Annotated in this window: 20 protein-coding genes and 1 pseudogene; 7 read left to right on the forward strand and 14 right to left on the reverse strand. The window is 63.9% G+C overall.

Going from position 1 to position 19,340, the window contains the following annotated elements; translation table 11 throughout:
* Positions 1 to 277: 277 nt before the first annotated feature.
* Both LB553_RS21620 and LB553_RS21625 read left to right on the forward strand, forming a co-directional pair.
* The gene (locus LB553_RS21620; protein WP_224516375.1) at positions 278 to 439 is read left to right on the forward strand and encodes a hypothetical protein; all 162 of its coding nucleotides are present in this window, start codon (positions 278 to 280) and stop codon (positions 437 to 439) included.
* Positions 440 to 521: 82 nt separating this feature from the next.
* Positions 522 to 2,330 carry an NAD(P)/FAD-dependent oxidoreductase gene (locus LB553_RS21625; RefSeq protein ID WP_224516334.1) on the forward strand — a complete coding sequence of 603 codons (1,809 nt, stop codon included), beginning with the start codon at positions 522 to 524 and terminating at the stop codon, positions 2,328 to 2,330.
* A gap of 51 nt (positions 2,331 to 2,381) precedes the next feature.
* Here the strand turns inward: LB553_RS21625 and LB553_RS21630 are convergent, their stop codons facing one another.
* The gene (locus LB553_RS21630; RefSeq protein ID WP_224516335.1) at positions 2,382 to 2,966 is read right to left on the reverse strand and encodes an HD domain-containing protein; all 585 of its coding nucleotides are present in this window, start codon (positions 2,964 to 2,966) and stop codon (positions 2,382 to 2,384) included.
* Positions 2,963 to 4,114 carry a gamma-butyrobetaine dioxygenase gene (locus LB553_RS21635; RefSeq protein WP_224516336.1) on the reverse strand — a complete coding sequence of 384 codons (1,152 nt, stop codon included), beginning with the start codon at positions 4,112 to 4,114 and terminating at the stop codon, positions 2,963 to 2,965. Before LB553_RS21635 ends, LB553_RS21630 begins: the two co-directional genes overlap by 4 nt.
* A gap of 111 nt (positions 4,115 to 4,225) precedes the next feature.
* Here LB553_RS21635 and LB553_RS21640 point away from each other — a divergent pair, with 111 nt between their 5' ends.
* The gene (locus LB553_RS21640; protein ID WP_224516337.1) at positions 4,226 to 5,110 is read left to right on the forward strand and encodes a LysR family transcriptional regulator; all 885 of its coding nucleotides are present in this window, start codon (positions 4,226 to 4,228) and stop codon (positions 5,108 to 5,110) included.
* Here the strand turns inward: LB553_RS21640 and LB553_RS21645 are convergent.
* The 3 genes and pseudogenes from LB553_RS21645 to LB553_RS21655 all read right to left on the reverse strand — a co-directional run bounded on the left by LB553_RS21645 (position 5,102) and on the right by LB553_RS21655 (position 6,561).
* A pseudogene (locus LB553_RS21645) lies at positions 5,102 to 5,640 on the reverse strand (N-acetyltransferase family protein). The gene LB553_RS21640 and the pseudogene LB553_RS21645 sit on opposite strands and share 9 nt — an antisense overlap.
* A gap of 40 nt (positions 5,641 to 5,680) precedes the next feature.
* The gene (locus tag LB553_RS21650; RefSeq protein ID WP_224516338.1) at positions 5,681 to 5,989 is read right to left on the reverse strand and encodes a hypothetical protein; all 309 of its coding nucleotides are present in this window, start codon (positions 5,987 to 5,989) and stop codon (positions 5,681 to 5,683) included.
* A gap of 5 nt (positions 5,990 to 5,994) precedes the next feature.
* Positions 5,995 to 6,561 (reverse strand): helix-turn-helix domain-containing protein, encoded by a 567-nt coding sequence (locus LB553_RS21655; RefSeq protein WP_224516339.1) that lies wholly within the window; start codon positions 6,559 to 6,561, stop codon positions 5,995 to 5,997.
* A 152-nt stretch (positions 6,562 to 6,713) separates the two neighbouring features.
* Here LB553_RS21655 and LB553_RS21660 point away from each other — a divergent pair, with 152 nt between their 5' ends.
* Positions 6,714 to 8,546 (forward strand): ATP-binding protein, encoded by a 1,833-nt coding sequence (locus LB553_RS21660; protein ID WP_224516340.1) that lies wholly within the window; start codon positions 6,714 to 6,716, stop codon positions 8,544 to 8,546.
* 165 nt (positions 8,547 to 8,711) lie between these two features.
* Here LB553_RS21660 and LB553_RS21665 read toward each other — a convergent pair whose 3' ends face one another.
* Positions 8,712 to 9,503 carry a GGDEF domain-containing protein gene (locus LB553_RS21665; RefSeq protein WP_224516341.1) on the reverse strand — a complete coding sequence of 264 codons (792 nt, stop codon included), beginning with the start codon at positions 9,501 to 9,503 and terminating at the stop codon, positions 8,712 to 8,714.
* Positions 9,504 to 9,627: 124 nt separating this feature from the next.
* Positions 9,628 to 10,572 (reverse strand): tRNA (adenosine(37)-N6)-dimethylallyltransferase MiaA, encoded by a 945-nt coding sequence (gene miaA, locus LB553_RS21670; protein ID WP_224516374.1) that lies wholly within the window; start codon positions 10,570 to 10,572, stop codon positions 9,628 to 9,630.
* On the opposite strand from miaA, the gene serB reads away from it, so the two are divergent.
* Together serB and LB553_RS21680 are read left to right on the forward strand one after the other, a co-directional pair.
* Complete coding sequence (serB, locus tag LB553_RS21675; RefSeq protein WP_224516342.1) at positions 10,562 to 11,449, forward strand: phosphoserine phosphatase SerB; 888 nt, start codon at positions 10,562 to 10,564, stop codon at positions 11,447 to 11,449. The two genes, miaA and serB, sit on opposite strands and share 11 nt — an antisense overlap.
* An 8-nt stretch (positions 11,450 to 11,457) precedes the next feature.
* Positions 11,458 to 12,030, forward strand: a complete 573-nt coding sequence (locus LB553_RS21680) for a GNAT family N-acetyltransferase (RefSeq protein WP_224516343.1) — start codon at positions 11,458 to 11,460, stop codon at positions 12,028 to 12,030.
* Positions 12,031 to 12,075: 45 nt separating this feature from the next.
* Here the strand turns inward: LB553_RS21680 and LB553_RS21685 are convergent, their stop codons facing one another.
* The 6 genes from LB553_RS21685 to LB553_RS21710 form a co-directional block, all read right to left on the reverse strand.
* Positions 12,076 to 13,593, reverse strand: a complete 1,518-nt coding sequence (locus LB553_RS21685) for a DegQ family serine endoprotease (RefSeq protein ID WP_224516344.1) — start codon at positions 13,591 to 13,593, stop codon at positions 12,076 to 12,078.
* A gap of 225 nt (positions 13,594 to 13,818) precedes the next feature.
* Positions 13,819 to 14,004, reverse strand: a complete 186-nt coding sequence (locus LB553_RS21690; protein WP_041011943.1) for a DUF2065 domain-containing protein — start codon at positions 14,002 to 14,004, stop codon at positions 13,819 to 13,821.
* A 6-nt stretch (positions 14,005 to 14,010) separates the two neighbouring features.
* Entirely contained in the window at positions 14,011 to 14,994 is a 984-nt protein-coding gene (gene hflC / locus LB553_RS21695; protein WP_224516345.1) for a protease modulator HflC, read from the reverse strand.
* Positions 14,994 to 16,100: an FtsH protease activity modulator HflK gene (hflK, locus tag LB553_RS21700; RefSeq protein WP_224516346.1), complete on the reverse strand. Its 1,107-nt coding sequence runs from the start codon at positions 16,098 to 16,100 to the stop codon at positions 14,994 to 14,996. The genes hflC and hflK overlap by 1 nt, the downstream gene beginning before the upstream one ends.
* A gap of 247 nt (positions 16,101 to 16,347) precedes the next feature.
* Positions 16,348 to 16,866: a dihydrofolate reductase gene (locus LB553_RS21705; protein WP_224516347.1), complete on the reverse strand. Its 519-nt coding sequence runs from the start codon at positions 16,864 to 16,866 to the stop codon at positions 16,348 to 16,350.
* The gene (locus LB553_RS21710; RefSeq protein ID WP_224516348.1) at positions 16,866 to 17,879 is read right to left on the reverse strand and encodes a DUF4424 domain-containing protein; all 1,014 of its coding nucleotides are present in this window, start codon (positions 17,877 to 17,879) and stop codon (positions 16,866 to 16,868) included. Before LB553_RS21710 ends, LB553_RS21705 begins: the two co-directional genes overlap by 1 nt.
* A gap of 142 nt (positions 17,880 to 18,021) precedes the next feature.
* On the opposite strand from LB553_RS21710, the gene cobF reads away from it, so the two are divergent.
* Complete coding sequence (cobF, locus tag LB553_RS21715) at positions 18,022 to 18,786, forward strand: precorrin-6A synthase (deacetylating) (protein ID WP_224516349.1); 765 nt, start codon at positions 18,022 to 18,024, stop codon at positions 18,784 to 18,786.
* 130 nt (positions 18,787 to 18,916) lie between these two features.
* On the opposite strand, the gene LB553_RS21720 is transcribed toward cobF, so the two are convergent.
* Positions 18,917 to 19,258, reverse strand: coding sequence for a winged helix-turn-helix domain-containing protein (locus LB553_RS21720; protein ID WP_040982165.1), 342 nt, complete (start codon positions 19,256 to 19,258; stop codon positions 18,917 to 18,919).
* Positions 19,259 to 19,340 lie beyond the last annotated feature (82 nt).

Raw genomic sequence — 19,340 nt, forward strand, 5'->3', positions numbered from 1 at the left:
AAAAGGCCCCCGAGGGAGCCTGTGGGATGCGCATGGGAGGTTTTCGCCCGGCGGTTACACCGCCTTGCCCACGCGCCAGCCTACGAGAATGAGTGCCGTTTTCATGGGCGCGGACAATAAGGGCCAAAACGCGGGCTCGTCAATGGGGTCCCGTGCGAATTCACCCGTCTGTGAGAACGGCGCCGACGCACTCCCATCGTACAGCTACCATAGTACAGTTGAGCGTGCCTCTCCGACACACCACTATGCGCGGGCAAAAGACGTGCGAGGAGGACGCATGGCTGGCGAGCGGGAGCATATACGCGAGATCGAAGAGGTGCTGTCCGGCGTGCGATCGTCTCGCGTCGATATCGTGGTCCAATCCTGGCTGCGCTGCATCGACACTCATCGGCTCGACCCGGCACGGCCGACCGAAGCCTATATCGTCTTAACAGGTTGATTTCATTGTAACCCTTTATGAGCGTCACGATTGGCACGCCGCTACTGCTCATGCCGGACTCTAGCAAAGTGGAGGAGAACAAATGCTCGAGAGGACACCCACCACCAAGGCGCAGGCGCTGCTCGACAAGTTCGGCAAGGCGCTGGAAGCCGGCGACATCGACAGCGCCGTCAACTGCTTCCAGGCCGATTGCTACTGGCGCGACCTCGTCACCTTCACCTGGAACCTGAAGACGATGGAGGGCCAGGACCAGATCCGCGACATGCTGCAGGCGACGCTGGCCAGCACCAAGCCGACGGGCTGGGCGGTGGCCAAGGGCGAGGAAGCGAGCGAGGACGGCGGGGTCACCACCGCCTGGATCACCTTCGAGACGAGTGTGGCGCGCGGCTTTGGCCTCGTGCGGTTCAAGGGCGACCTGATCTGGACCCTGCTCACCACCATGGCGGAGCTGAAGGGCCATGAGGAGAAAGCGGGCTTCACCCGCCCGCTCGGCGCCAAGCATGGCCACGGCAAGGGCCGCAAGACGTGGCGTGAGGAGCGCGACGAGGAGATCGCCGAGCTCGGCCACACCAGGCAACCCTATGTCGTCATCATCGGCGGCGGCCAGGGCGGAATCGCGCTCGGCGCCCGGCTGAAGCAGCTCGGCGTGCCGGCCATCATCGTCGAGAAGAACGAGCGTCCGGGCGACTCCTGGCGCAAGCGCTACAAGTCGCTCTGCCTGCACGACCCGGTCTGGTACGATCACCTGCCCTATATCGACTTTCCGAAGAACTGGCCGGTCTTCGCGCCGAAGGACAAGATCGGCGACTGGCTGGAAATGTACACCAAGGTGATGGAGCTGAACTATTGGAGCTCCACATCAGCGAAATCCGCCAAATACGACGAGAAGGCCAAGGAATGGACGGTCGTCGTCGAGCGCGACGGCAAGGAGATCGTGCTGAAGCCGAAACAGCTGGTGCTGGCGACCGGCATGTCGGGCAAGGCGAACTGGCCGAAATACAAAGGCCAGGACATCTTCAAGGGCGAGCAGCAGCACTCCTCGACCCATCCCGGCCCGGACAAATACCGCGGCAAGAAAGTGGTGGTCATCGGCTCCAACAATTCGGCGCATGACATCTGCGCGGCGCTGTGGGAAGGCGGCGCCGACGTGACCATGGTGCAGCGTTCGTCGACCCACATCGTCAGGTCGGACACGCTGATGGATATCGGGCTTGGCGCGCTCTACTCCGAGCAGGCGGTGGAGAATGGCATGACGACCGGCAAGGCCGACATGATCTTCGCTTCGCTCCCCTACCGCATCCTGCACGAGTTCCAGATCCCGCTCTATCAGCAGATGAAGGAGCGCGACGCGAAATTCTACGACGACCTGGAAAAGGCCGGCTTCGTGCTCGACTGGGGCGATGACGGCTCGGGCCTGTTCATGAAATATCTGCGCCGCGGCTCCGGCTATTATATCGATGTCGGCGCCTGCGACCTCGTCATCGACGGCTCGATCAAGCTGAAGAGCGGACCGGGCGCCGCGGTGCAGGAACTCACCGAAACCGGTGTCAAATTCGTCGACGGCACCGAATTGCCGGCTGACTTGGTGATCTATGCCACCGGCTACGGCTCGATGAACGGTTGGGCCGCCGACCTCATCTCGCAGGATGTAGCGGACAAGGTCGGCAAGGTCTGGGGCCTCGGCTCCGCCACCACCAAGGATCCGGGTCCCTGGGAGGGCGAGCAGCGCAACATGTGGAAACCGACGCAGCAGGAAGCGCTATGGTTCCACGGCGGCAACCTGCACCAGTCGCGCCACTATTCGCAGTATCTGTCGCTGCAGCTGAAGGCGCGCCAAGTTGGCCTGCCGACGCCCGTCTACGGGCTGCAGGAGGTCTACCACAAGAGCTGACGCACGGCGCTCTCGCGGGTGGCAGAAGCCCGGCCGGCCGTTTTCGGCCATCTAGGCCGCCTTTTCAGCCGCGAACTTCTTCACCACCCGCTCGAGCAAGGGCACGTAGTCGCGGAAGGCACGCGTCTTCATGTCGGCGACCTTGCCGCCCTCGTCCCAGATGCGCACGCGCACCGCTTCGTCGTGGAAGAGATTGCTGCGGAACTCAGCCACCTCCTCCGCGCTCATCGGCCCGCCCTGCAGCGACAGCGTATGCACCGAAGCCGCCGACAGCTTACTGAAATAGGTCGGATCGGTGGCGCAGAGATAGCGCTTGGCCGCGACATGCAGCCTGACGCATTCGACGATAACCGGCGGGAAGAACGGCGCCAGCACCTCGCCGCCCGCCTCGTCATGGTGCTTGTCCTCGACGTCGTCGGGCGAGTAGGTGCCAAACTCGCTGGTGTAATGGCCGATGTCGTGCAGCAACGCGGCCGCGACAAGCTCCTCCGGTGCGCCGTCCTGCTCGGCCAGCCATGCGCCCTGCAGCATATGCTCCGACATGGTGACCGCCTCGCCGAGATAGGATTCGGCGCCGCGACGCTCGAAAATATCGGCGATGAACTCGACGATGTTGCCTGCGTTCAATTCGTTCATTCCGCCGCCTCCCTGAAACCATGCTCGATCGCCGCAAGCGTCGACAGCAGGCCATCCTTGTCGGCGTAGCAGCCCTGCAGCCAGCGCTTGCCGCTGCCGGAAAACGCCTTGCGCGCGTGCATGACGCGGGTGTTGTCGACGATGAAGGATTGCCCCGCCTCGAGCTTGAACGTCACCTCGAAGGCCGGATCCTCGATCAGCTCGGCGAACCGGCGATAGGCCGCGTAATATTTGTCCATCTCGGCGAAGGGCACATCGACGGCCGGCGCCAGAGAGCGGTTGTTGAAGCGGATGCAGACCAACTCGCCATCGGGCCCGAGCTCGATCATCGGCCGCTTGGACTGCAGCCGCACGCCCGACGAGCCGGCATATTCGAAACGCGCCGGATAGGAAGAAAGCAGCCGGAAGCCGTCCGGGTTTTCCGACTGAAGGGCGGCAGCCACCGCGAACCCGTCGATGACGCTGGATTCGCCGCCTTCCACCGTGTTCTCGATACAGGCGAGGATCTGCAGCGTCGGCACCGGATCGCGATAGGGATTGTCGGTATGCGCCTGCAGGCCGAGATTGGTGTAGGCGAGATTGTTCGGGTTGACCTCGGCCCGCACCTCGAACCAGCGCCCGTAATTGGTCTCTCTTATATAGCCGAAAAGCTCCGCCACCTTGCACAGCGCGCCGGATTCGGCGGGCAGGCCGTCCATGACGGCGAAGCCGAAGCTGCGGACCGCGGCCAGCCATTGCCGCAAGACGTTGCTGTCCCTGCTGGCATCTGCATAGGCGGCGCGCGGCACGGAATTCTGCATCGTGGCTTTCGTCCAGCGCTCTATGTCGCTTCCCGTCCAGCCAGGCTCGCGAGCCTCCTTGCGATCGTAGGCATGAGCGCGGAGCCAGCTTGCGGAAAAGCTGGCGGTCTTGCCTTCAGGAGCGAATGTGACCTCCAGCGCTCCGCCCTTGATCTCAGCCGCGCCGATCCGCGTTTCCGCCGGAATATCGAGGATGGTAATCAGCCGCTGTCCGTTGCCGTCACTGCGCGTCTTGTCGTCCAGCGCATTGTCGCGCAGCCATATGGCATGGAAGCGGCTCACCGTTCCGTCCTTCCAGCCAAGCGCGATCACTCGTCCGCCATCGCCCAGCGTTGCCGTCGCCAACATATCCCGAAAGCTCCCATCCTCTACCCGCCACTAGGGGCACGGATTGCATGCTGGCTTCGCCAGAGGCATAATTCAAATTATCGTTTTGCGGGTATTGGCGCTAAATTCCTGATGGCTGGAATAGCTTTCGATACGATGCCTCCTCTCGACTGGCTGCGCAGTTTCGAGGCTGCCGCCCGCCTGTCGAACTTCACCGCCGCGGCCGCGGAGCTCGGGCTCACGCAAGCCGCCGTCAGCCAGCACATCCGTTTTCTGGAAGAGCGGCTCAGGACTCGATTGTTCGCTCGCCTGGCGCGCGGCGTGGCATTGTCGCCGGAGGGCGCGGCCTATCTCCCGCATATCCAGTCGGCATTCGCGACCATCGGCAACAGCACCAATGAGCTGTTCGAGCCGCGCGCCGTGCAGACCGTCTCGATCCGGGTTCCGATCTCGTTTGCCCTTCTGGTGCTGGTCCCGGCCTTGCCCGAGCTGGCAAAAGCGCTGCCGCAGATCCGGCTCGATCTGGTGACCATCCATCGGCCGACCGACTACGACCAGCCCGGCTCGGCGCTCGACATACGATTCGGCAACGGGTCCTTTCCCGGGCGCGAGGCCGACCGGCTGACGGTCGAGCGGCTTGTCCCGGTCGCGGCTCCGCCGTTCGCCCGAGAAGCCGATTGGACGTCGTTGCCGCTGCTCCTGGTGGCGGGCGCGCGCGAGATGTGGGCGGAATGGTTTGCCGCCGCGGGGCTTGCAGGCCATTCCCGTCGCTCGCATCGCTTCGACAGTTTCGTCACCGCCATGGAAGCGGCGAAGGCCGGCGCCGGAGCACTGCTCGGCTCGCGGCCGCTGATCGACGCGGCCCTCAAGGACAAGGTTCTCGTCAGGCTTTCGGATTTCGAGCTTTCGAGCCCATCGGGCCATTTCCTGACGAGACCGTCATCATCGCGACTGTCCGGCGCCGAGCAGGATTTCCGCGGCTGGCTCCTGTCGCACATTGCCGGAAGTTCAGGATAGCGTGTCGGCCGCTGCTCCGATCCGTTTCCAGTAGATAAGAGTGCCGGTGAGCCCGCCGTGGGGCTTGAGCGCGAAATCGGGGATCTCACCGGCCAAGGTGAAACCGAGTTTCTCATAAAGCCCGGCCGCGCCCTCTTCGCTGGCGGTGTCCAGCACCAGCAGCGTGCGGCCTTTCTCGACGGCCAGTTTCTCCCTGCCCGCATCAGGCCCGTCGCCACGCCTTTGCCGCGATGGTTTCGGCCGGCCATCAGCTTGGCGATCTCGGCGCGGTGCGGTTGATTGGGCGGGAAGTCGAGAAGCAGCGTGACGGTGCCGGCAAGCGCATCGCTCCGCCATGCGCCCAGCACCGCCCTTTCCCCGCGCGCGGCCGCGGCAAGCGACTTGCGCCAGAAATCCCGCGCCGCCTCCGCCGACAACGGATGCATGAAGCTCACCGACCCGCCGGCGGCGACCGTCTCGATCAACAGATCGGTGAGCATCGCGATGGTCGCCGCATCGTCACTCAACGCCCGGATTTCAAGGGAATTCATGCTGGTGCTCTCCAGGTGACGAAAAAACATCGGGAACAGGTCATTCGAAATGGCTGATGCGTTTCCGTCGTCGTGCCCGCCGGATTTCGGCGATGCGGTCGGCGTCGTCCTCGCTGAGATGGCGGCCACGCTCCAAGATCTCGAGCGTATATTCCTCATAGGTCAGGCCGAGCCGTTCGGCCCTCTCCAGCCGCATCAGCATGACGGCGTGGCTTGGCGCCTTCCAGGCCTTGTCGTGGGCGGCGCGCCAGGCGATGAAGGTATAGGCATCGCCCTTGCCCCAGGGCGGGCCATCGTAGTCATCGAGCGGCGGCCCGCCATTGTGCGAGCGTTTTGGCCGGCGAGACATCGGGGTCAGTCCCTGACCAGCGCCACGAGATACTCCGCAGCATCCGGTCCGGGAGCATGAAAGACGCAATCCGAGGGCGCGCCCAGCGCCAGGCAGTCACCGGGCTCGAGCCTGTGCACCACATCGCCCTCGGTGAAATCCAGCCTTCCGTCGATCAGCCATATCTGCTGCTTGATGAAGGCGTATGATGCCGCCGGGAGACTAACCTTGGCACCTGCCGGAAGGCTGACCCTGACCAGTTCCAGCGGCATCTGCGATGCCGGCGATAGATGCCGTCTGATGTACCCGGTTGCCGGATCCTGCCAGACCGGCTGCTCGTCGCTGCGCGAAACACCGCCGCCTTGCATCTCGGCCCGTGCGATCAGCGTCGACAACGTCATGCCGAAGGCCGCCGCGATCCGCACCAGGAGCGCCGCGGTCGGGCTGGTCGTACCGCGTTCGATGGCGCTCAGCATCGCCTTCGAGACGTCCGAACGCTCCGCCAATTCGGCCAGCGACCAGTTCCTCACCGTCCTTTCGGAGTGTATCCGCCTGCCGATCGTGGCTGTGATGTTATTCGATATATCGATCATTCGTCCAATATATCGGAATTCCGCAAACCGGGAAGAGCCTATTCGATCGAATTATCGCGGCTGGTTTAACGCTGCCTACACCATCCGACCTCACCTGACTTTAACCCCGATTGGATAGGGTTCCTGCTCCAGGGGAATGGGACCAGCGCACTATGTTTGTTGAACGCGAAGCCTCCGTCGGGGAACCGACCTCGCAGGAACGCCGCAACATCCAACAGAACGACAAGCGCATTCTGGGCAATGTCGTGCAATGCGACGGCGCGCGCGCCACCATCAGCGCCCATGCGGAAGACGCCGAGGGCACAGTCACCGGCCTCTGGACCGTCGGCAGGATGATCTCCATCAATCTCGGCTCAACGAGAACGGTTGGCCTTGTTTATGCCATCGGCAAGTCGGACCGCGCCTGGAACCCCGACGGGCAGAATCTCATCGAGGTCAGCGTTGAACTGGTCGGCGAAGTGCGCGACGGCGTCGAGCCCGGCGCCAAGCCGGTGTTCGACCGCGGCATCACCACCTATCCGCATATCGGGGCCATTGCTCACCGCATCCGAACCCGCGACCTGCAGGCGGTCTACGACCTGGCCGGGCGCTATTCGGTGACCATCGGCACGCTGTCGCAGGATGAGTCGATCGCTGCCAACATCGCCATCGACGACACGCTGGCGCGCCATTTCGCCATCGTCGGCACCACCGGCGTCGGCAAATCGACGGCCGTGTCGCTGCTCTTGCGCAAGACGATCGCATCGCGCCCCGACCTGCGCGTGCTCATCCTCGACCCGCATAACGAGTTTGCTGCCTCGCTGCCGGAATATTGCGTCAAGGTCGATTCCAAGACGCTCGACCTGCCGTTCTGGATGTTCAGGCTCGAGGAGTTCGCCGAAGTGCTGTTTCGCGGCCGCGAAACGGTGCCTGAGGAAGTAGATGTCCTGCGCGACCTGATCCCGGCCGCCAAGAACCTCTACCGCAACCCGAGCTCCGGAACTTACATCAGGCGCGGCAGCGACGCGCTGACCGCGGACACGCCGGTGCCTTATCGCATTGCCGATCTCATCAAGCAGATCGACGAGCGCATGGGCATGCTTGAGGCCAAGAACGACCGCCCGACCTTGAAGTCGCTGAAGACGCGCATCGAATCGGCCGCTGCCGACCCGCGCTACCGCTTCATGTTCAATTCGCGCCTGATCGAGGACACGATCCACGAAACGATCGGCAATATTTTCCGCGTTCCCAATCATGGCCGCCCGGTGACCTGCTTCGAGATGGCGGGCATGCCCTCGGAAGTCGTCAACTCGGTCTGCTCGGTGCTGGCCCGCCTGGCCTTCGACCTGGCCTTGTGGAGCGAGGGCCGGCTGAAGCTGCTGCTGCTTTGCGAGGAAGCCCATCGCTACATGCCGGCCGACCCGCGCCTCGGCTTCGCGCCGACCAGGCACGCGCTGTCGCGTATCGCCAAGGAAGGCCGCAAATATGGTTGCTATCTGGGCGTCGTCACCCAGCGCCCGGGCGAGCTCGATCCGACCATCCTGTCGCAGTGCTCGACCTTCTTCGCCATGCGGCTCGCCAATGAGCAGGACCAGGCGATCATCCGCTCGGCAATCGCCGACTCGTCGGCCTCGACCCTGGCGTTCCTCTCCTCGATGGGGCAGCGCGAAGCCATCGCCTTCGGCGAAGGCGTGGCGACGACCATGCGGCTGAAGTTCGAGAAGCTGCCGCAGGAGTTCATCCCAGGTACCGCGAAGGGGGAGCAGATCGAGCCCTCCGTGGACGGCAACGACGTCGATCTGGCCATGATCGTCGAGCGGCTGCGTAACGTGCCGAAGCCGCAGCAGTCCATGGCTTTCGCCGAGACCGTGGACTCGAGCCGCCAGGCCGGCGATCCGGACTACAAAAAGCCGGCCAACTCCCCGCGCGTGCAGCCCGACGACGACTTCGACACGCGCTACGGCCTGAAGCCCTCGACCTTCGGCATGCGCCAGCTCAACGATTGAATGACCAGCTTCGCAAGCACAGCCAAATTCCGAACAAGAATTCATCAGGCCGGATCGAATGACGTGGCTTCGAGAAGCCGGAGCGGAGCGGATATACAGTCCGTGAGCACCGGAAGCCGAGAAAGGCGCGTCAGTTGACCGGCCTCATGAATTCATGTCGGAATTTTAGGCGCAGACGCGGTTGCGGCCCTGCTTCTTCGCCTCATAGAGCTGGCGGTCGGCGCGGCGATAGAAATCCTCCGCGCTCTCTTTGTGGTCCCAGACGGCAAGGCCGACGCTGGTGGTGACCTTCAGCCGCACATTGCCCGACATGATCGACAGGTTGGCGACCGCCTTGCGGATGCGCTCGGCGAAGCGGGCGAGCAGTTCGACATCCATATTGGGGGTGACGACGGCAAACTCCTCGCCGCCCAACCGCGCCACCACGTCGTGATAGCGCGTCATGCCTCTGAGGCAGGCGGCGACGGCTCTCAGCACCTCATCGCCGACATCGTGACCATGCGTGTCGTTGACCTGTTTGAAATGGTCGAGATCGAGGATCATCAGCCCGACCGGCCTGTCGATTCGGCGAAACTCCTGCAGATATTCGCGCAGCGCATCGTCGAAATAACGGCGGTTCTGCATGCCGGTCAGACTGTCGGTGAGCGCCGCTTGCTCAAGCGTCTGCGAACGGGCGCTGAGCGACACCGTCATGGCCCTGAGCTTGCCCTCTTCCCGCACCTGGCCGCGGATCAGCGGGTAGATGAAGAAGCTGCCGAAGAACAGCGCGGTCGCCAGCAAAGCGCCTGTAACGAACAGCAATTTGTTGAGATACACGATTTTGTCGACGCGCGATGCGGCATCGAGGTCGGCGGCGATGTCCTGCAATTGGCCATAGGCATGGAAGGTCACCAAGCCCGCGGCCAGGATCACAAAAATAAAGACGAAAAATGCGGATTCCGCCTTATGGAAACGCATCAACTCCCCGCGGCACTGTAGCCCCCAAAGGTTATGGCACGGCCGACCTTACGGACCGTTAATCCGAACAACTTTAGCGAGAATTGGAACCGGCGATTTTAAGGCGCTGATTGAAAAGCTTTGGTCAGTCCAGGAGTGCCAACTCGTCGCCCGGCCGTAGCCTGCGCCATTCCGCGCCCAGCTGGTGCCTGAACCATGTCGACTGGCGCTTGGCATATTGCCGGGTCGCGATCTTGGCGCGTTCGATGGCTTCGGAAAAACTTGACTGGCCGGCCATCGCCGCCCGCAGCTCGCGCACGCCGATCGCCTTCATCGCCGGCAGGTCGGGATCGAGGTCGAGCGCGATGAGCTGACGCACTTCGTCGAGCGCGCCCTTGTCGAGCATCTGGTCGAAACGCGCCTCGATGCGTAGCACCAGTTGCTGCCGATCCGGCTCGATGACCAGGAAGCGCGCGCTGCCGCGATCGATCAGCGGCCGGCCGCGCGCCGCCTGCCATTCGAGAATCGAGCGCCCCGAGGCGTCGAGCACTTCGAGCGCCCGCACGATACGCTGGCCATCCGTCGGCCTGAGCTGCATGGCCATAGCCGAGTCCTCGTGCATCAGCAGGCGATGCAGCCTTTCGGCCCCTTGTTCCTTGAGCTCGTAGCGCCAACGCTCGCGGACAGCCGCCGGAATGTCCGGCATATCCGAGATGCCTTCCGCCAGCGCGCGGAAATAAAGCCCGGTGCCGCCGACGAAAACGACCGGACGGCCCGACAGGACGCCTTTGTCGATCAGCTTCGTCACGTCGCGCAGCCACGCCCCGGTGGAATAGGCCGTCGAGGGATGCACATGGCCGTAAAGAAAATGCGGCGCGCGCGCCATTTCGGCGGCGCTCGGCCGCGCCGTCAGGACGTCGAGCACCGAATAGCCCTGCATGGAATCGGTGTTGACGATGACCCCGCCATTGCGTTCGGCAAGATCGAGCGCCAGCGCCGACTTGCCGCTGGCTGTCGGCCCGGCTATCAGGATCGCGTTCTTGATGCGGCCTTCGCCCGCCTGCCTGCCGGAATGTTCGATGCCGCTGATCGCCACTGTAGTGTCCCGTCCAGAAGCCCGCGCCGTGCCGGCCTCGCTTGCGAATATGGCCTTGCGGGCCGCCGGCGCAAGCGCCGTTCGGTGGCTGGCTGAGGACGTCGCCTGCGATCTCGTTTTGCCGCAGACGCCGGATATCGGCGAAATGACCGCCAATCTGCGCGCTGCATTGGCTTCCGAACCGGTCGATGTCATCGTCCAGCCCGCCGAAGGCAGGCGCAAGAAGATCCTGCTCGCCGATATGGATTCGACCATGATCGACCAGGAATGCATCGACGAGCTCGCCGACGAGATCGGCGTCAAGGATCATGTCGCGGCGATCACCGCGCGCTCGATGAATGGCGAGATCGCCTTCGAGCCCGCCCTGCGCGAGCGCGTCGCGCTGCTGAAAGGCCTCGATACCGACGTGGTCGACCGCATCATCGCCAATCGGCTGACGCTCGCCGCCGGCGGCCGCGCCCTGGTGCAAACGATGCGCGCCAACGGCGCCTGGACGGCGCTGGTCTCCGGCGGCTTCGACGTCTTCACCAGCCGTATCGCCGCCATGCTGGGATTTCAGGAAAACCGGGCCAACCGCCTGGTGGAGAAGGACGGCACATTCACCGGCATGGTGGCCGAGCCGATCCTCGGCCGCGCCGCCAAGGCCGAAGCATTGCTCGACATCGCGGCACGGCTCGGGCTGACGACCGAGGACTCCATCGCGGTCGGCGACGGCGCCAACGATCTCGATATGATCCGTCTTGCCGGCACCGGCGTCGCGCTTCACGCCAAGCCGGCGGTGGCGGAACAGGCCCGCATCCGCATCGACCACGGCGACCTGACCGCGCTGCTCTATCTCCAGGGCTATCGCCGGGACGAGTTCGTCTTGTGAGGTCTCCGATGACGCCGATCCGCACCGAGCGCCTGATCCTGCGCAACTGGGAGGATCGCGACCGCGCGCTCTTGCACCGCATCAACTTCGACCAGCGCGTGATGGAGTTCTTCCCGTTCCGCCGCGACCGCGCGACCGCCGACGCCATGATGGACGAATTCCGCGGCTGGATCGAGGAGGATGGCTACGGCTTCGCCGCCGCCGAGATCGCGGCCACCGGCGAATGCATCGGCTTCGTCGGTCTCCTGGATACGGATGATGTGCCATCGCTACCGGACGGCACGATCGAGGTCGGCTGGCGGTTGGCGCCGGAATTCTGGGGCAAGGGCTATGTCACCGAGGCAGCGGAAGCCTGGCTCGCCTTCGGCTTCGAAACGCTGAGGCTGGAGGAGATCGTCTCCTTCGCCGTCGCCGAAAACCATCGCTCCATCGCCGTCATGAAGCGGCTCGGCATGCGAGCCGATCCAGGCGGCGATTTCGACCATCCGAGCGTTCCCGACAGCCACCCGCATCTCAAGCGGCATGTCATGTACAGGCTGTCGCGCCAGGATTGGCAGGCACGAAAAAGGGCGGCTCGCTAGCCGCCCTATCATTGGAAACATCAATCGGTCACGGACGTTCCGGACTCAATCCATCCGGATCGTCACGAAGCGCAATTCGCCGGTCTTTGAAGCCAGCATCAGCAGCGCGTTCTTGCGGCCCTGCTCCTTCAGCGCGCCGATCCGGTCCATCACGTCCTTCGGCGTGCCGACCGATTCCTGCGCGATTTCTGTGATTACCTCGCCGGGCTGGATACCGCGCTCGGCCGCCGCCGAATTCTTGGCGACGTCGGTGATGACCACGCCGGACACATCGGCGGCGATGCCGAACTTCTGCCGCGTCTGGTCGTTGAGCTCGCCGACCGTCATGCCGAGCACCGAGGCTGTCGATACCGGAGGCGTCGCCTTATCGCCCTTGTCCTGGTCGGTCTTGCCGTTCTCGCCGCTGGCCAGCTTCTCGCTGTCCTCCAGCCGTCCGAGCGTCACCTTGACGGTCTGCTCGACGCCCTTGCGCACGATGACCACATCGACCGCCTTGCCGACCGGGCTCTCTGCGACGACGCGCGGCAGGTCGCGCATTTCATGGATATCCTTGCCGTCGAACTTGATGATGACGTCGCCGGCCTGGACGGACCCGTTGTCGACCGGTCCGCCCTTGATGACGCCAGCCACCAACGCGCCCTTTGCGGTCGCCATGCCGAGGCTTTCAGCGATGTCCTCCGTCACCGGCTGGATGCGTACGCCAAGCCAGCCGCGCCGCGTCTCGCCATATTGGCGGAGCTGGTCGACGACGCCCGCGGCAAGCTGCGAGGGGATGGAGAAACCGATGCCGATCGAGCCGCCCGACGGCGAGATGATGGCCGTGTTGATGCCGATGACCTCGCCGGCGGCGTTGAACAGCGGGCCGCCGGAATTGCCGCGGTTGATGGCCGCGTCGGTCTGGATGAAGTCGTCATAGGGGCCGGAATTGATGTCGCGGTTGCGCGCCGAGACGATGCCAACCGTCACCGTGCCGCCGAGGCCGAACGGATTGCCGATCGCCATCACCCAGTCGCCGACGCGCATCTTGGTGGAATCGCCGAATTTCACCGCCGTCAGCTTGTGGCCCTTGGGATCGACCTTCAGCACCGCGACATCGGTCTTCGTGTCGGTGCCGACAAGCGTCGCCTTCAGCGTGACGCCGTCGGAGAAATTCACCTCGATATCGTCGGCATCGGCGATGACGTGGTTGTTTGTCACCACGATGCCCTGCTCGGCATCAATGACGAAGCCGGAGCCGAGCGACTGCACTTTCTGCCCGCCACCGCCCTTTTCGCCGCCACGGTTCTTGAAGAAATCGTCGAAGAAGTCCTGGAACGGGGAGCCCTCGGGCAGTTGCGGCATCGGCACCGCGCCAGGTCCTTCCGTGCCTTTCACCGTCTGCGAGGTCGAGATGTTGACCACCGCGCCGAGCAGGCGCTCGGCGAGATCGGCGACCGAAGGCGGTCCGTCGGAGGCGATCGTCGGCGTGACGAAGGACGGGACGGCAACGATGCCGACCGCGAATGCCGTGGCGCCGGCGAAGACCATGCGCCGCGCCGCGCGCAACAGGGTGTCGGATATCATCATGGCCTCCGGTGGTTTTGAAAAGGAAAAGCGCATCCGCAAAGGCGCCTGTCCGGCTCATCTTGGCAAGAAATAAGGCACGTTTGCGGCTATAGCTATCGGCGGAAGATAAATCGTCAATCGCCTCGGCACCAAGGAATTTTCATTCGAGCAATTCCAGGAAAAGTGCGCAGCGGCTGGGCTCGGCGCCTTCGCCGTAGCCTTCCGTCGGGAAATGCGTAAAAACTAGCCGCGGACCAGCCAGACGATGCCGACACCTATGGCGATCGCCGCCAGCCCGCCGATCCGCAGCATATTTTCCGGCATCGACAGCACCTCGGCGGCGAGTTTCCGGGCCAAAGCCGGAAACCCTCCATAGACGAGTCCTTCGATCACCAGGACCAGGCCGATTGCCGCCAGAAAATCCTGCACTGCCCGCTACTGGGCAGGGCCGGGTTGCGTCGCAGGCGCGGCAGGTGCCGCCGCAGGCGCGGCCGGTGCCGCCGCAGGCGCGGCAGGTGGCGCCGAAGGTGCCGGCCCGGGCTTGCTGTCCGGATCCCGGAAGTAGCGGAAGAACTCGGACTGGGGCGAGAGCACCATCGTCGTTCCGGTGCTGTCCAGCGCCGTGCCGTAGGCGTTCATCGAGCGATAGAAATCGAAGAAGGCCGGATCGCGCTTATAGGCGTCCGCAAACGTCGCGCTACGCTGCGCCTCGCCCTCGCCGCGCAGGATTTCCGATTCCTTCTGCGCCTCGGCGACGATCTCGACGACCTCGCGGTCGGCGCGCGCCCTGATGCGCTGCGCCGCCTCGTTGCCGCGCGCTCTCAGCCGCTCGGCCTCAGCCAAGCGCTCGGCTTTCATGCGGTCATAGGTTTGTTGCGACACCTCCGCCGTTAGATCGGTCCGGCGGATGCGCACATCCTCGATGTCGAGGCCGAGCGAAGTTGCGTCGGGACGAAGCTGGTCGCGCACCTCGCGCATCATGTTGCCGCGCTCTTCCGAAAGAGCAGCCTCGAAGTCACGCAGGCCGTAGACACGGCGCAGCGCTGCGTCGAGACGCGTCTTCAGACGGGCCTCAGCCAATTCCACCTGGCCGGACACCGCTGCGCGGAACGTGCGCGGATCCGAGATGCGATAGGCGATGAAGGCATCGACCTCGTAGAACTTGCCGCCCGAGACCTGGACGCGGATGTTGTCGAGGTCGAAGCGCATCACCCGCTTCTCGACCATCTGCACGCTGTCGGCATCGAAGAAGGCGAACGGCGCCTTGAAGTAGACCCCGGGCTCGCTCTTGACGTCGATGATCTCGCCAAATCTCAGAACGATCGCCTGCTGGCCCGCATTGACCACGAAGATCGACGAGTAGAGCAGGAACAACAGGACAGCCGCAACGACCGCGATGATGGGAAGACGGTTTGCCATCACTGGTTACCTCCCGTCGTGACGCCGAGGGGCGCCGGCGGCGTCTTTGGCTGTAACGCCGGCAGCGGCAGGTAAGGCAGCACGCCCTGGCCATTGCCCTGCTCGACGACGACCTTGTTCGAGTCCTTCAGGATCTTCTCCATTGTTTCAAGATAAAGCCGCCTGCGCGTGACGTCCGGCGCCTTGGCGTATTCGTTGTAGACGGAGATGAAGCGCTGCGCCTCGCCCTCCGCCTCCTGCACGACGCGGTTCTTGTAGGCTGCCGCGTCCTCGCGGATCTGCGCCGCCTGGCCGCGCGCCTGGCCGAGCTTCTGGTTGGAATACTGGTTGGCCTGCTCGACGAACTTGTCCTCGTCCTGCTCGGCGCGCTGCACCTCGTCGAACGCGTCGGCCACCTCGCGCGGGGGCGCTGCGTCCTCGATCGAGACCGCGTTGACCTGGAGGCCGGTCTTGTAGCCGTCAAGCGTGCCCTGGATGATCTCGCGCACCCCCGTTGCGATGCCCTGGCGGTCGTCGCGGAAGATGTCCTGCGCCGGGCGCCGGCCGACGACTTCGCGCATCGCGCTCTCGGCCACCTGGGTCAGCATGCCGTCGGGATCGGAAACGTCGAACAGATAGGCCTTGGGATCGGAGACCTGGTAGGCGACCGAGAACTGCACGTTGACGATGTTCTGGTCGCCGGACAGCATTAGCCCGGAGCCGCTGCTCGAGCCACCGCCGATGCTGACGAGCTGCTCGGAGATCTTGGCGGTCTCGACCGTTTCGATCGGCCACCAGTGGAAATGCAGGCCCGGCTGCGAAAGCTCGGTCTTTGGCTGGCCGAAGCGCAGTTCAACGGCAACCTCGTCGGGCTGCACGGTGTAGACCGCCTTGAAGGCCCATAGCACGATGAGGGCCAGCGCGATCAGCCCGAGCACGGCCGGGCTGGCGCCACCGCCGCCCGGAAGCGCGCGCCGCAGCCTGTCCTGGCCGCGGCGGATGATATCCTCGAGATCGGGGGGCGAACCCTGCGGGCCGCTTGGCCCTTTCGGTCCCTGCCCCCAGGGCCCCTGATTGCCGCCGCCGCCCCATGGGCCGCCGCCACCGCTCTTGTCGTTCCAGGGCATGAATGTCCTTTCGCTTCGGTTCCCTCAGGCCTTGCGGCGCAATCCTAGCGCATGACCACGAAAACCCATATCGGTTTTCGAAAAGGAATCATGCCCCAAAATCAAAGTATTACGGCGGCCTCTTGCGCGTCCGGTTGGACGCGCGCCGCTGCAACACCGTTCTTCTATAGGGACGCCTTGGCCCGCTTTCAACGCGATGTGCCATCGCGACCGTCCGATTTGGGCCGGTAGCGACCGTTTGTCGTCGTCAATGCCCGTCGCGACGGCGTTGGTAGACGGTGTAGCGCGTCGCGTGGCTGTCCTTCTCGCCGGCGGGAAAATCCTCGGCGCTGACGACTTGCCAGATGCCTGGGTCGATCGGCGGGAAATGCGCATCGCCATCGACGCTGGCCAGCACATGGGTCACATGCAGCCGGTCGGCAAGCGGCAAGGCCTGGGCATATATCTCGCCGCCACCGACCACGCAGATCTCTTCCGCTCCCACCATGCAACGGCCGCGCACCTTGGCCAGAGCGATCGCGTCATCCAGCGAATGGGCCACCTCGATGCCGTCGGCGCGCCAGGCTTTGTCGCGCGTCACGACGATGTTGAGCCGGCCGGGCAGCGGCCGGCCGATGCCTTCATAGGTCTTGCGCCCCATGATGATCGGCTTGCCCATCGTGTCCGCCTTGAAGCGCTTGAGATCGGTGGAAAGCCGCCACGGTAGGCCGCCTTCGCGGCCGATCACGCCGTTTTCGGCGATGGCGACATAGATCGCGATGTCCATCAGCCGCCATTCCCGCCATTGTCCGACGGCTCCAGCAGCAGGATGTCGATATCGTGCTCGGGATAAAAATCCTTCGCGGTGATCTGGAACGTCGTCGGCCCGACCTTTTTGACATTGTCGCCGCAGAAGGAGACGAGGTTTTTGGGGCTGCCCTTGTCGATGGTGAGCTTGAAATTGCCGATGGTGCCGGAGGCCCAGTTGCCCCCCGTGGTCAGGATGTAGGCGATCCGGCTCTCGTAATATTTCGGGTACCCGTCGGGATTTTCCTTCGCGGCCCTGCGCACCGCGTTCTCGAATGCGCCGTCCATGCAATAGCGGTTCTTGTAGGCCGCATACTGGCCCTGGAACTGGCCGTCATAGAAGAAACTGACCGAGGAAGTGCCGCCGACGCTGGGCTTGTAGCGGTGCGAGACATGGACCTCCTTGTTGGCCGGGAAGGTCGAGCGCCACCAGTAGGTCGAGCGCAGTTGCCAGAAGGGCACATAGGCAGTCTGCATGCCCGAACCGTCATCGGCGGTATCTTCGATGATGATGCCGCGGTCTTCCCAGTCCTTGGTGACATCCTTGGGCAGCTTCGCCAGCGCCGCCTTGGCGGCGTCGCCGAATGGATAGAGCGGCACGTTCTGGGCCTTGAGGTCGGCGGTGATGTCGATGCCCAGCGCAAACGCCCTTTGCTCGAGCTGGGGCTTCGCATCGACGCCGTCGATGGTCACCTCGAAGCCGAGGAAATTATCGCTCTGCGCCTCCGGGATCGCCGGCATCTCGTTGGGATCGCCCTCGATGTCGGGCATCGGAAACGCGACGATGGAGCTGACATCCTTGTCGGTGTTATTGCGGAACACGTAGTCGACCGTCACCTTCTCCGGCGAGATGAAAAGATCCTCGCTCTGCATGGCGACGGCATCGCTTCGAGACAGGATCAGCCCGCCGGTGCCGAGTTCGGCGACGGAATCATTGGCGAAGGCAGGAGCGGCCATGATTGCCAGCGCTGCGGTCAAAACGGTGCGTAGCATTGGACCCTCCTCTATGCAGCGATACCGGGACCAGCCGGATGCGTTCTTCCATCTACCCGTTTCAAGATAGCGTTTCAAAGCCCTTCGTCGCGCGATACGGGTACTTCTGGACACCGCGCCGCCGATCGGGCAGGAGATCGCCATGCGCAAGCTTCTCGTCATCGGCATCGGCGCCGGCAATCCCGACCACATGACGGTCCAGGCCATCGACGGCCTGAACCGCGCCGACGTGCTGTTCATTCCAGACAAGGGAGCGAAGAAGGACGATCTTGCCGATTTGCGCCGGCGGATCTGCGACCGATTCGTCACCAATCCAAAATCGCGCCGGGTCGAGTTCGATGTGCCGGTTCGGGCCGAGCCGACATCCTCCTATCGCGTGACAGTCGACGACTGGCATGAAGCGATAGCGGAGATCTACGAAACCCTGATCCGCGACGAGCTTGCCGAAGACGGCTGCGGCGCCTTCCTGATCTGGGGCGACCCATCGCTTTATGACAGCGCGCTGCGCATCCTCGAGCGCGTGCGCCTCAGAGGCAATGTCGGTTTCGAGCTCGAAGTCATCCCCGGCATCACCGCGATCCAGGCGCTGGCCGCCGCCCACGCGACCGCTCTCAACCGCATCGGCGATTCGATCCTGGTGACGACCGGTCGCCGGCTGACCGAAGAAGGACTGCCCGCCAATGCCGGCTCCACGGTCGTCATGCTCGACGGCAAATGCGCTTTCAACACGCTTGCCGACAAGGACGTCCTCATCCAGTGGGGCGCCTATCTCGGCACGCCGGATGAGATCGTCATTTCCGGGCGCTTAGGTGATGTCGATGCCGAGATCGAGAAGGTGCGCGAAGAAGCCCGCCGCAAGAAGGGCTGGATCATGGACACCTACCTGCTGAAGAAATTAGGGGAATAAGGCAGTAGGGCAGTAGGCAAATAGGGGGACGCACATCGCATGCGCAGGCGGCCAGGACATCACATCCTACTGCCTTACTGCCTTACTGCCTTACTGCCTTACTGCCTTACTGCCTTACTGCCTTACTGCCCTACCCAGCATCGATCTCCGCCTGCAGGGCCTGCATATGGACAGCGGCGGCCGATGAAGCGGCTCGCTCTATCGCCCTGAAACGGCTGACGACGGCCAAACCCACCGATGTCAGTTGCGCGCCACCACCTTTGCGGCCGCCGGTCTGCGCCGCGACCAGCGGCTTGCCGAACACGCGGTTCATGTCCTCGACCAGGTCCCAGGCATGCTTGTAGGACATTTCCATGCCGCGCGCCGCGGCCGAGATCGAGCCGAAGGCGGCGATCTGCTCCAGCAATTCGATCTTGCCCGGGCCGATCCGGCCGTCGGGGTCGAGATTTATCCGCAGGCTCAATGATGGCATGTCCTGTCCTCCGCGATCATGCCGAGATTACCTCCTCCGCCACCGGATCGCTATTCCAAATCGACATAGCGATATTGCTCCT

It is taken from the genome of Mesorhizobium sp. CA8 (assembly GCF_020164955.1).
In the GTDB taxonomy this organism is placed as follows: Bacteria; Pseudomonadota; Alphaproteobacteria; order Rhizobiales; family Rhizobiaceae; genus Mesorhizobium.